Origin of the sequence: Poritiphilus flavus (assembly GCF_009901585.1) — a bacterium.
In the GTDB taxonomy this organism is placed as follows: domain Bacteria; phylum Bacteroidota; class Bacteroidia; order Flavobacteriales; family Flavobacteriaceae; genus Poritiphilus; species Poritiphilus flavus.
On the sequence record NZ_WXYO01000006.1, the window covers coordinates 181,760 to 194,452 of the forward strand.

A 12,693-nucleotide genomic window follows, 5' to 3' on the forward strand; every position below is an offset into this window, starting at 1 on the left:
GAGCAGGCCGGCCATTGGGTCGGCCTTCTTTTTTGGATCTGAAATGGGGTTGGTTTTTTAATCTTGCGGAGCACTGTTAATACTTGATCAGATGTACTATTTTTGCTGAATGGAAGAATGGTACCATTACCCACTTCTCATCGGCGTTGGATTTGCCGTTGGGTTTATCAATACGGTCGCAGGTGGAGGGTCCCTTCTTTCACTTCCGGTGCTTATTTTTTTGGGCCTGCCGTCCAGCGTCGCGAACGGGACTAACAGAGTTGCAATTACCATTCAGAATGCTCTTGCCGTTGGTGGGTTTAAAAGCAAAGGCGTATCCACTTATCCCTTCAATGTTTATTTGGGTATTTCCGCCCTTTTGGGTGCGATTATTGGCGCGTATCTGGCTGTAGATATCAAAGAAGAGACCTTTAACCGCATCCTGGCCATTATAATGATCTTAGTGGTTTGCATCATTATTTTCAAACCCAAAATGAAGATAGAACAGATGGAAGAAAGGCTAAAGGGAAAATACCTCTGGCTGGCTATTTTCGCATTCTTTTTCTTTGGGATCTACGGCGGTTTTATCAATGCGGGCCTGGGATTCATTATAATCTTATTTTTGCACTACGTCAACCGGATGAACCTGGTCAGAACGAATGCCACCAAGGTGGCCGTGGTATTGATTTACACCTTATCCGCCTTGCTGGTCTTTATCCTTAACGATAAGGTTATATGGGAAGTGGGGCTGGTTTTGGCCATTGGCAACGGATCCGGAGCATGGTTGGCCAGCAGGATATCCGTAAAGAAGGGAGATGGGTTTATCAAAACTTTCCTGGTGGTAGTAGTGATCATTTTATCAATTAAATTATGGTTTTTTAAATAGTGACAATGGGGAATATAATAGCAGATCTGGAATGGCGATATGCCGTAAAGAAGTTTGATGCCGGGCGGATGCTACCGCAGGAAAAGATAGACAAGCTAAAGCAGGCTTTCAATCTTACGGCCACTTCCTATGGCTTACAGCCTATTAAGCTGATCGTGGTTTCTGATAAGCAAATTCAGGAAAAGTTGGTCAGCTACTCCTTTGATCAGAAACAAGTGGCGCAGGCTTCTCACGTACTGATCCTTTGCATAGAAACCAACGTGGACGATGATTATATCCTGAGTTATTTCAGGCGAGTACAGCAGGTACGGGGAACCAGCGATGAGATCCTGGACCCCTTTAAGCAGGCCATGGTACAGAATTTCCGGGCGAAGAAAACCCAGGAGATCAAAGAATGGGCGGCAAAACAGGCTTATTTGGCCATGGGGAACCTGTTGACCATCTGTGCTGTGGAAAGGATAGACTCCTGTCCTATGGAAGGCTTCCTTCCATCAGAGTACGATCAGGTTCTAAAGCTGGAACAATTGGGCTTAAATTCCGTTCTGGTACTTCCGGTAGGTTACAGGGCTGAGGATGATATGTTTCAGGATTTTAAAAAGGTTCGCCGTTCTATGGATAAAAGTGTGATCGATATAAAGGGGGATCAGTAAACAGTAATCAGTGAACAGTAATCAGTGAACAGTGAACAGTGGGCAGTGGGCAGTTGGCAGTAATCAGTGAACAGTAATCAGTGAACAGTTAACTTTGTCAGGTCGAGCGCACGTGTCCATCGAAACTTTAGTGAAGATGGAGTCGAGACCTAATTAGGGCAGTGAATAGTAAACAGTGATCAGTAAACAGTAATCAGTGAGGGGTAAAACTCAAGGGCAATAATTGGGAACTTAGACTTATACTTGTACTTAGACTTAAACTTACATCAACAAAACTTTTATGCCGGGATTTGAATTATTTGGAGAGACAGAGAAAGCGCAGGTAAACGATGTACTGGAATCCGGGGTGCTCATGCGATACGGTTTTGACGGGATGCGCAACGGGCATTGGAAGGCCAGATCTCTTGAAGAGGCCTTAGCCAGCAGAATGCAGACCAAACATGCGCTTTTGGTCAGTAGTGGTACAGCCGCCCTCACGGTAGCCATGGCCGCGGCCGGTATTGGCGCAGGAGATGAAGTGATCATCCCAAATTTTACTTTTGTTGCCAGTTTTGAGGCTGTTCTGGCTTTAGGTGCTGTCCCGGTCATGGTAAATATTGATGATACGCTTACGCTGGATCCTTCGGCGGTAGAAAAGGCCATCACAGAACGTACCAGGGCCATCATGCCGGTGCATATGTGTGGTTCTATGGCCGATCTGCAAGCGCTCTCGGCTATAGCTAAATCTCATGGACTTTTGCTTATCGAAGACGCCTGCCAGGCCATAGGAGGCAGTTATCAGGGCAAACCCCTTGGAAGCTATGGGGATCTGGGCTGTTTTTCCTTTGACTATGTAAAAACAATCACCTGCGGGGAAGGCGGAGCTCTGATCACAAACAATACTGGCTTTTACCGCAATGCCGATCATTATTCGGACCACGGCCATGATCACATTGGTTATGACAGGGGCGCAGAGAAGCATCCGTTTTTGGGTTATAACTTCCGGATCTCCGAGTTGAACGCGGCCGTAGGCCTGGCGCAAATTGCAAGGTTAGACGAATTCCTTGCCATACAAAAAAGCAATTACAATAGTCTGAGGCAAGCCCTGGAAAGTGTTTCCGGGATCACTTTCAGAAGAGTGCCGGAAGGTGGAGTAGAGAATTACTCCTTCCTCAATTTCTTTATGCCAGACCAGCTCAGTGCCGCAAGAGCCAAAAAAGCGCTGTCCGAGGCGGGACTGGACGGCTGTTTTTATTGGTTCGACAACAACTGGCATTACCACAGAAAATGGGACCATTTTAAGCAATTAAAGACCCTGGGGCCAGTAAGCAAGGAAGTTTTGGAAGGCTTACCCCAATTCTCAGATGCGCATTTTGAAGCTTCCGATCATTGGATCGGAAGAAACATCTCCTGTTTAATCAAACTGGGTTGGACCGAAGATGAGGTGCATTCAAGGGCAGCCAAAATGGCTGAGGTGCTGCGGAAGATCCCCTAAAGGTTGTTAGTAAGATACGTATTCCACAATTTCCAGACCGTAGCCGATCATACCCACCCTCCGGGTTTGCTGGCTGTTGGTCATCAGACGCATTTTGCTGATTTCCAGGTCGTGTAAGATCTGTGCTCCAATCCCGAAGTCCTTCGCGTCCATTTCAATTTTTGGCGCTTTCAGAATACCTTTTTTCTGGTTTTCTTTGAGACCGGCAATCCGTTTAAGCAGGTTGAAGGACTCGCTTTGCTGATTGATAAAGACTATAGCTCCCTTGCCTTCGTCGTTGAGCGACTTAAACATATCATCCAGTTTCTTGTCGGCATTATTGGTGAGCGTTCCCAGGATATCGTTATTGACAAGTGTGGAATTGATACGGGTCAACACAGGTTCGTCTAATTTCCAGTCGCCTCGTGTAAGCGCCAGGTGAACCTGGTCATTGGTCGTTTGTTGGTATACGTGCAACTCGTACTTTCCAAAGCGCGTTTCCACCTCAAAAGCGTCTTTTTTGGTGATCAGACTGTCATGTCGCATTCTGTAGGCCACCAGGTCTTCTATGGAAACCAGTTTCAGGTCGAATTTTTTAGCTACATCCACCAAATGCGGCAATCTGGCCATCGTTCCATCCTCATTCAGTATTTCTACCAGTATGCCTGCTGGTTCAAAGCCGGCAAGACGCGCAAAATCAACCGCGGCTTCAGTATGCCCGGTACGCCTCAGTACACCTCCGTTCTTTGCTCTTAGAGGGAAAATATGCCCTGGCCTTCCCAGGTCGAAGGGTTTGGTTTCCTTATTTACCAGGGCCTTGATAGTCTTCGCTCTGTCCTGAACGGAAATCCCGGTGGTACAGCCATGTCCGATCAGATCTACGGATACGGTGAATTGGGTGTGGTGTAGAACGGTATTGTTCTCTACCATCATATTGAGTTCCAGTTCTTCACAGCGGGCCTCGGTAAGGGGCGCACAGATGAGTCCCCGGCCGTGAGTAGCCATAAAGTTGATCATCTCCGGTGTTGCCGCTTCCGCTGCCGCGATGAAATCACCCTCATTTTCACGGTTTTCATCATCTACGACAATAATGACCTTTCCGGCCTTAATATCGGCAATAGCCTCTTCAATCGTGTTAAGCTCTATAGTCTTTTCCGTACTTACATTCATCAGGATTCAGCCTTCTTCTTTTTTCTAAACAGCTCTTTTATCGCATCAATAACATGGCCAAAGGTCATCAGACCCTTGTCTGCCGTTGCTCTTTTGGTCAAAAAGACCCCCAAAGGTAACATTATTAGTGTAGATAGCCATGCACCGAGGATTGGGTGGATGTTTCCCTCTTTGGAGTAATTACCTGCGAACACCCCTATAAAGTAATAGGCCAGGAAAAGGACAATGGCGATAACCATTGGCAATCCAAGTCCTCCTTTTCGGATAATGGCTCCGAGTGGTGCACCCACAAAAAACAGTATGATACAGGAAAATGCGAGGGCATACTTTTTGTGCAACGAGAGAATGTGCATATTGTATATTTTGTAACGCCTTTCCAGCTCTTCCTTTTTGTTGCTCACGGAGTTTAAAATGTTCGAAATATTGCTTTTAGCGGTGCTCAGTATCTGGTTTTGCTTCCAGGGTTGGTACAATTTTACAATATCCATGGCATTCTCCAGCCTGGCGCTGTTCTCCACCTTATTGCTGTCCTGAACGGAAGCAACTTTGGCCATTGGGGAGAGCAAGACCTTGGACTTCCTCACCTGAATGCTCTGTTTTATCCGCAGTTCTTTTTCAGCAGGGGAGATGCTGTCTCCTTCCATGTCATCATCAGCCTTGACCTTTGTGGTATCTTTAGGATGGAGGGGCACAAAAGCACCCACTCTGGTCGTGATATTCTTGGAGAAGGCATTGATCACTTTAATATTGTTTTCCTGCAGGGAATCTATATCCTTCCTTAGCCGGTAGATGTTCTTCATCTTATCCGTACGGATATTCCGGTCTTCCTCCAGGTCCTGGTCGTTCTCCGGGATCTCTATATTGATGGTGTAGGTCTCGAAATTAGACTTGGCAAAAGGGAATTTCTGCCGACTTTTATTGTTTTTGGTAACTATATCTTCGTAATAGTGCCCGTCTTTGAGCACCAATTGTATGATCTCCGACCCTTCACTACTGATAAGTTCCCCGGTTTTTGCCTTGATCACTGTGGTGTTTTTTTGCAGGTCTGACTTTTTGTGGATGATCACATTTTCGAGAAAGCGGTCGTTTTCCCCGCTCTTGGAATCCACCTTGATATTCATTCCCTCAAAATCACTGAAAACACCCTCTTCTATCACCGCGGCTGGCTTTACCTTGGCGATATTCCTTCTCAGGTTATAGATCTTTTGTTCCGATGCCGGGATCACGCTGTTTGCAAAGTAAAAAGTAAGGCCTCCGAGAAAGGTTACCAGTACTATCAGCGGCAGCATGGATCTCTGCAGGGAGATTCCCGAAGCTTTCATCGCGGCAAACTCGTAATTTTCCGCAAAAGTTCCGAAAGTGATGATGGAAGAAAGCAGCACTGTCAGAGGAAGTACTTTCTCCGTTAAGTTGGGCATCAGGTAGAACAGGAATTTTCCTATGATGACGATATCCAACCCCCTTCCGGCCAAATCGTCAATAAACAACCAGATCGTCTGAAATATGAAGATGAACATCAATATGACAAACGAGCTAAAAAAGTTATAGAGCCATCGCCCTAATATATACTGGTCTAATATGCGCAAGATCTAATTTCTTATGATGTAGTATCCTTCGCTCTTGTATTTATTCTCATCAAAAGTAAATAAGGATTTTGACAACTGCTGGTCTGTTTTAAAAGAATTAACAGTGATAGTTGTCTTGGTGCCGTTCTTCCCGGTCTCTATAAGCTTGTGGATGTGTTTAGTCTCTGCATCCACTCCAAGCAAGATCGACGCGATCTCCGAATTGGTATCAATTGGGATGAGTTTTACAAATTGGATCTTTCTTCCTTTTACATTCTGTAGGATATCCCAGGAGTAGTTGTGGCCCTGCTTATAAAAAGTGAGCATTTTGGAAGGAGTTACGGTGTTCTCATCCTCGGCTCGGTCTTCTATGGTCACTTCCTCATTCTCAGGAACGATGGTATAAACCTTATTGCCGTCGTATAACTGTTGGGAACCCAGATAATTGAACAGGTACTTATCTCCCTGCAGTGTTACATCTCCACGGGTTTCCTGATTGATGTTAGCTTCAGAATTATGGAGTTCGTATTTGAAGTCTATCTCAATGTTCTCATATCCCTTCACCTTGTTGTAGACTTCATCCAGCAAAGCCTTGGCCTTTTCGGAATTTTGAGCGGAGGCAGTAAATACCGCGAGCATCATTCCGGTAAAGAGTAATATTTTTTTCATAAGACTATTTCGTTTCATTTTTTAATAACTGGTCTAACGCATAAATATCCGGGACCAATACCTGTCGGGCTTTGCTTCCTTCAAAAGGTCCTACTACACCTGCAGCTTCCAATTGATCTATGATCCTTCCCGCTCTGTTATAGCCCAATTTCAGCTTGCGCTGAATAAGGGAGGCTGACCCCTGCTGCGCGATAACAACAACTTCTGCGGCTTCGCGGAACATGGCATCCCGGTCCTCAATTTCGTATGCAATACCTGTGCCAGAATCTTCTCCAACGTACTCCGGGAGTTGGAATGCTTCAGGATATGCCCGTTGCGCACCTATATATTCAGCGATCTTGGCCACCTCAGGGGTATCCACAAACGCACATTGCAGTCTGGTAATGTCGTTGCCCTGCGTAAATAACATGTCCCCCCGACCGATAAGCTGATCGGCACCAGTAGTATCCAGTATGGTCCTTGAATCGATCTTTGAGGTAACCCTGAAGGCTATCCTCGCGGGGAAATTGGCTTTGATGATACCCGTTATGACATTTACGGAAGGGCGTTGAGTAGCGATTATCAGGTGTATGCCAATCGCACGGGCCAGCTGGGCAAGCCTTGCTATGGGTGTTTCTATTTCCTTGCCGGCGGTCATGATCAGGTCTGCAAATTCATCTATCACCAAAACGATATAAGGCAGAAACTTATGCCCGTCATTGGGGTTTAGCTTACGGGTCTTAAACTTGGCGTTGTACTCTTTGATGTTCCGCACCATGGCGTGCTTCAGGAGTTCGTACCTGTTGTCCATTTCAATGCAAAGCGAATTCAGCGTATGCACCACCTTCGTTGTATCCGTGATGATGGCTTCTTCAGAATCCGGCAATTTGGCCAGATAGTGACGCTCTATCTTATTGTAAATGGTAAGCTCCACTTTCTTCGGGTCGACCAGGATAAATTTTACCTCCGCAGGGTGCTTTTTGTAGAGTAGGGAAGTGAGTACGGCATTCAGGCCTACTGATTTTCCCTGACCTGTGGCACCGGCCATCAATAAGTGAGGCATTTTAGCAAGGTCCACTACAAAAGTTTCATTGCTGATGGTCTTACCGAAGGCGATAGGCAGTTGCATCTCCGCCTTCTGGAATTTGCTCGATGCGATAACCGAACGCATGGAAACTATAGTGGAGTTCTTGTTCGGTACCTCAATACCAATGGTTCCCTTCCCGGGAATTGGCGCGATGATCCGTATGCCCAGGGCTGCCAGAGACAAGGCAATATCGTCTTCCAGGTTCTTGATCCTGGAGATGCGCACCCCGGCTTCGGGTACTATCTCATAGAGGGTAACTGTGGGGCCGATGGTCGCTTTGATCTGGGCGATACCGATCTTGTAATTCTTTAAGGTCTCAACGATACGGTTTTTGTTTCCTTCTAATTCTTCCTGGTTGATGGTGATCCCTCCGGTAGATCCGTGATGATCAAGCAGGTCCAGATGGGGAAACTTATAGTTACCCAGCTCCAGGGTAGGGTCGAATTCCCCAAAATCCTCTACCAATTTTTTGGAAAGCACATCTTTGACCTCTTTTTCCTCCTTTATTTTCTCCACCTTCATCTCGATGTCCGGCATCTTATCCGCTTCCTTCTCAGCCGTTTTTGGCGCCTCTTTCTTTACTTCCTTTTCCTTCTTCAGAGGAGGAATATCTTCTTTATGCGTGTAAGTGTCTATCACCACCGGGGTATCCTCACCTACATCCAAAATAATGCTGTCCCCGGAATCTTTTACTACCCCTCCGCTGATCTCCGTTGCCAGTGGCTTCTGCTTTGTTTTGAAATAAGCGGCCAGATCTTCCGGGCTGAATTTGAACAATCGGACCAGGATTACAGTAAGTCCAAAGACCAATAAAAGCATGACCCCTATCTTTCCCGCATAATCCTGAAGGAAATCATTCATCTCAAATCCAATGAGCCCACCCAGCAGAGGCTGCTCCAGGGCAAAAAAGCCCAATGCGATGGAAAACCAAATAACGAAAACCAATCCCCATACCCACTTGCTCAACAGTCCTTTACTGCCCAGCCCCAGAAACAGATGAAGTCCTGTGACACACAGTAAGAAAGGAAAGGCAAATGATGCCAGGCCGAAGCCCTTATACATGAAAAAATGGCTGACACTGGCACCGAATTTATTCAGCAGGTTTTTAGCCTGTTCATTCCTGTCAGCAAATTCGCTAAGCATACTCTGGTCTTCCTGCCAGGTGAAATAATAGGATATAAACGAGAAGAAAAGTGCAATACTCAGCAGTACCAAAAGACTGCCAAGGATGATCTTATTCTGTTTTGAAAACCTGAAAGAAACCTTTTTTTTGGAAGACGTAGGTTTTGTTTTTTTTCGCTTCTTTGCCATTCAATCGCACTGTTCTATGGGGTAAAAATACAAATTTACAGGTGAAGCCGCCGGAAGGCTCCTCCTAAAATATTTTGGGGATGTAGATGATAAGTCCGACAATTGTCGCCGCTATAGACACCAGCATTACGGCCCCCGCGGAGATGTCTTTGATGAATCCGATCTTATCGTCGAACTCAGGTTGGATGTAATCCGAAGTTTTCTCTACTGCTGTGTTAAGGCCTTCTATACCAAGTACCAGGGCTATAGCCAGGATCTGTAGTATCCATTCCGTTGCTGATATATTGTAATAGAATCCGGCAGCCGTGACCAAGAGGGTAATGAAGACCTGTATCTTAATACTCCCTTCGGTCCGAATCAGCAGTATGGCCCCTTTGAGGGCATACCCAACACTTTTGATCCTGTTTACCAGAAAGCTTTCTTTAGCCATCCATCAGGGCTTCTAATGCGGCTTTATAGTTAGGTTCATCCGCTGTTTCTCCAACCTGCTCGGTGTGCAGAACTTTACCTTCTTCGTTCAGGACCACAACACATCGCGAAAGCAGTCCTTGAAAACCACCATCCGTAAACTCAACTCTGTAATCTTTTCCAAACTTGTGATCCTTGAAGTCTGAGAGCATGTGGACATTTTCTATCCCCTCCGCGCCACAAAATCGTTTTTGAGCAAAGGGAAGATCTCTTGAAATACACAGCACTTCGGTATTGCTTAGCTCAGCAGCTTCCTGATTGAACTGCCTGACGGACTGAGCACAAGTGCCGGTATCTACGCTGGGAAAAATATTGAGAACCACCTTTTTTCCGCTAAAATCCGAAAGGGAAGCCGAAGAAAGATCGTCTTTGGTAAGAGTGAAATTCGGAGCTGAACTACCTACAGCAGGGAGTTCGCCCAGGGTATGAACTGTATTGCCACCTAAAGTTATTGTTGCCATTGCTAGAGTTTTAAATTCATCGTGAAATTAAAAAATAATAGTTGAAAGGGAAGTTCCCTTTAAGAAAAATTTGGTTTAAACTCCGATATTCAATCGGACGGGCCAATAGTTATGCTTTGGCGGCAGAAAGCTGCTTAATTTTTATGTTAAAAGCGGCAAAAAGCAAAGTAGTAAATGGACTGAGCCAATTGAAAATGGCATAGAAAAAATATTCACCTACTCCTACTCCGAGTACACCGCTGTGATAAGCTCCACAGGTATTCCAGGGCACCAGTACAGAAGTTACCGTTCCGGAGTCCTCCAGGGTCCTGCTGAGGTTTTCTGGAGCCAGGCCTCTGTCTGAATAAGCTTTTGCAAACATTTTCCCGGGAACTACAATAGCCAGGTACTGATCTGAGGCTGTTATATTCAGTGCAAGACAACTGCCCACAGTACTGGCAAAAAGCCCCAAGGTGCTTTTAGCAAGGGACAAAAGCGATTTCGTGATCCTGGATAATGCTCCAATGGCATCCATTACACCTCCGAAGACCATCGCACAGACAATCAGCCAAATCGTACCAAGCATACCTTTCATGCCTTTGGCTTTGAAAAGATCCACGAGCTGCTCATTTTCTGTTGGGATCTGAGTCTCCAGTGTGATTGCATTTAAGACACCTTTATAAGCAGATTCGAAGTTCAACTCTGCAACACCTGTAATGCCGGCAACGATCCCTGGTTGAAAGATCAACGCAAAGATTCCACCCAACAAGGTCCCTACCAATAACGCTACTAACGGAGGGGTTTTGCGGACGATCATAAAGATTACAACAAGCGGTACTAAAAACAGCCATCCGTTGATATTAAAAGTGTCCTTAATGGATGCCAGAATGGTTTCGGTACCCGATGCGTTATCTCCAGGTTCTAAAAAGAACCCGATTATAATGAAGACCGTTAAAGTAACCAGAATAGTTGGTATGGTAGTCCATGCCATATAACGGATATGATTGAACAGGGTGCCACCAGCCATAGCGGGAGCCAGGTTCGTAGTATCGCTGAGCGGAGACATTTTATCCCCAAAGTAAGCTCCTGAAAGCACGGCACCTGCGGTCATCCCCAGGGAAATACCCAAAGCGTCACCTATACCTATCATGGCTATCCCAATAGTTGCGGCCGTGGTCCAGCTACTGCCGGTGGCCACAGATATCAGGGCGCAAATTACTACGCATGCTCCCAAAAATATCGTGGGATTCAAGATCAGAAGTCCGTAATAGATCATCGCGGGAATAATGCCGCTGATCAACCAGGTTCCCGCCAAAGCTCCAACCATTAAGAGAATCAAGAGCGCGCCAGTGGTGGATCTCACATTCTCTGCTACTTCTGCAAGCATTTGCTTGTAGGATACCTTATTGAAAAAGCCCACAATCGCGGCTACCGCGCCTCCCATCAAAAGAATGAATTGATTCGAACCGCTAATAGCATCGTTGCCAAAAACGTAAACGTTGTAGGCAAGCATTCCTATCAGAGCAAACACTGGAATAAGAGCTTCCCAAATGTTTAATTCCCGATTCTCAACTATATTTTCGTTTTGCCTGTACTTATTGGTTTTTTTCTCGGACATAGAGAAGTTTGGATTAGTTTGCCCGTAATAATACGATTTTGCCTACGCTTGTGCAAACCAGGCCCGTTATTGGCCTAAACCAGTGCTGTTTTCTCGCTCAGAACGCCCAGTTCCAGCATGCAGGCCTTCATGTTTAAGTAGGTCCTCTCAATATTGTTGTCCAGACCGACGGAAAAACGGATCAGACCATCCGTAAGGCCCATGGCGGCTTGCTCCTCTTCGGGGATCTCCGAAGAGGTTGAACTGCCAGGTGCACTGAAGAGGGTTTTGTAAAAACCGAGGCTCACGGCCAGGTATCCCAGGTTGCGCTTTTGCATTAGTTCCATGAGTGCGTTGGCTCGGCTAAGGTTCCCAACGTCCAGGGTAAGAATACCCCCAAATCCATATTCGGAAACCATCTGTTTTTGCATGATACTGTGTCCATTATGACTCCTAAGGCCCGGGTAAACAACCCTCAGACCATCCTCTTCAAACCGCCTGGCGAGGTAATGGGCGTTATGACTGTGTTTTTTAATACGGATGTGAAGAGTTCGCATATTTTTTAGAATGGAGGCCGCTTTCAAGCTATCTAAAGTGCTTCCAAGCAGCATGCCGGCACCGGTATTCACGTCCTTAAGGCTTAGGCAAAAGTCTTTTGAGCCACAAACCGCGCCGGCCACAGCGTCACTGGTACCATTGATGAATTTCGTAAGGCTGTGGATCACAATGTCTGCACCTAATTTGGCAGCAGGAATGGATAGGGGGGAGAAGGTGTTGTCTACTACTAAGGGAAGCTTGTTTTCCAGGGCAATTCTGCTTAACCCGGGTATATCGGCTACTTCCAGCAATGGGTTGCTGATAGATTCGCAATAGATCAACCTGGTTTCATCGCATACGGCTTCTCTGACGGCTTTCAGATTCGTAATGTCGACGAAAGAGATCCCAATATTGAATTTTTTCAGGAAGTTTTTAAGGAAGGCATAAGTGCCTCCGTAAATCGTTCTGCTGCTGATGATATGATCCCCGGAACTGCACAATTGTAGTATCACGGCACTTATCGCTCCCATACCGCTTGCAAAGACGTTAGCGGTTTCTGTGCCCTCCAGAGCGGCCAGGGCCTCACCCAAATACAGATTGGAAGGGGACGAGTGCCTACTGTATAAATAGCAGCCCTCGGTGTTTCCTTCGAAAGTGTCGAACATGGTTTTGGCAGAGAGAAAGGTGTAGGTTGAAGAATCTGATATGGAGGGATTTACCCCTCCGAATTCACCAAAATACTGTAAGTCTTGAAATTGATCTGATGCCTTATAGTCCATTGCAATATATTTAGACTATAAAAATACCATGTATAAGACATTTTATCAATGTATATCCCTATATTTAGAAAATAATTCTATTCTTAAAGACAAATACAGATTTTCAATCTAAAACTTTCTTGG

Annotated in this window: 11 protein-coding genes; 3 read left to right on the forward strand and 8 right to left on the reverse strand. The window is 45.8% G+C overall.

From position 1 onward, the window contains the following. Window positions 1–109: 109 nt before the first annotated feature. The 3 genes from GTQ38_RS13585 (at window position 110) to GTQ38_RS13595 (ending at window position 2,989) form a co-directional block, all read left to right on the forward strand. On the forward strand, window positions 110–865 hold the full coding sequence (locus GTQ38_RS13585) for a sulfite exporter TauE/SafE family protein (RefSeq protein ID WP_161436087.1): 756 nt from the start codon (window positions 110–112) through the stop codon (window positions 863–865). A 5-nt stretch (window positions 866–870) separates the two neighbouring features. Continuing rightward, a complete protein-coding gene (locus tag GTQ38_RS13590) occupies window positions 871–1,515 on the forward strand; it encodes an NAD(P)H-dependent oxidoreductase (RefSeq protein ID WP_161436088.1) in 645 nt (214 codons plus the stop codon). Window positions 1,516–1,795: 280 nt separating this feature from the next. Beyond that, window positions 1,796–2,989 (forward strand): DegT/DnrJ/EryC1/StrS family aminotransferase, encoded by a 1,194-nt coding sequence (locus tag GTQ38_RS13595; protein WP_161436089.1) that lies wholly within the window; start codon window positions 1,796–1,798, stop codon window positions 2,987–2,989. 6 nt (window positions 2,990–2,995) lie between these two features. On the opposite strand, the gene ribB is transcribed toward GTQ38_RS13595, so the two are convergent. The 8 genes from ribB to GTQ38_RS13635 form a co-directional block, all read right to left on the reverse strand. Then, window positions 2,996–4,138: a 3,4-dihydroxy-2-butanone-4-phosphate synthase gene (ribB, locus tag GTQ38_RS13600; RefSeq protein WP_161436090.1), complete on the reverse strand. Its 1,143-nt coding sequence runs from the start codon at window positions 4,136–4,138 to the stop codon at window positions 2,996–2,998. Next, window positions 4,138–5,655, reverse strand: coding sequence for an LptF/LptG family permease (locus GTQ38_RS13605; protein WP_238857956.1), 1,518 nt, complete (start codon window positions 5,653–5,655; stop codon window positions 4,138–4,140). Before GTQ38_RS13605 ends, ribB begins: the two co-directional genes overlap by 1 nt. A 72-nt stretch (window positions 5,656–5,727) precedes the next feature. After that, window positions 5,728–6,372 (reverse strand): LolA family protein, encoded by a 645-nt coding sequence (locus GTQ38_RS13610; RefSeq protein WP_161436092.1) that lies wholly within the window; start codon window positions 6,370–6,372, stop codon window positions 5,728–5,730. Window positions 6,373–6,376: 4 nt separating this feature from the next. Next, window positions 6,377–8,749: a DNA translocase FtsK gene (locus GTQ38_RS13615; protein ID WP_161436093.1), complete on the reverse strand. Its 2,373-nt coding sequence runs from the start codon at window positions 8,747–8,749 to the stop codon at window positions 6,377–6,379. Between the two features lie 64 nt (window positions 8,750–8,813). After that, a complete protein-coding gene (locus GTQ38_RS13620; RefSeq protein WP_161436094.1) occupies window positions 8,814–9,179 on the reverse strand; it encodes a diacylglycerol kinase family protein in 366 nt (121 codons plus the stop codon). Continuing rightward, complete coding sequence (gene tpx, locus GTQ38_RS13625; RefSeq protein WP_161436095.1) at window positions 9,172–9,678, reverse strand: thiol peroxidase; 507 nt, start codon at window positions 9,676–9,678, stop codon at window positions 9,172–9,174. The genes GTQ38_RS13620 and tpx overlap by 8 nt, the downstream gene beginning before the upstream one ends. A gap of 109 nt (window positions 9,679–9,787) precedes the next feature. Further along, window positions 9,788–11,275, reverse strand: coding sequence for a Na+/H+ antiporter NhaC (nhaC, locus tag GTQ38_RS13630; RefSeq protein WP_161436096.1), 1,488 nt, complete (start codon window positions 11,273–11,275; stop codon window positions 9,788–9,790). Window positions 11,276–11,349: 74 nt separating this feature from the next. Beyond that, a complete protein-coding gene (locus GTQ38_RS13635; protein ID WP_161436097.1) occupies window positions 11,350–12,570 on the reverse strand; it encodes a PLP-dependent transferase in 1,221 nt (406 codons plus the stop codon). Window positions 12,571–12,693: the final 123 nt, after the last annotated feature.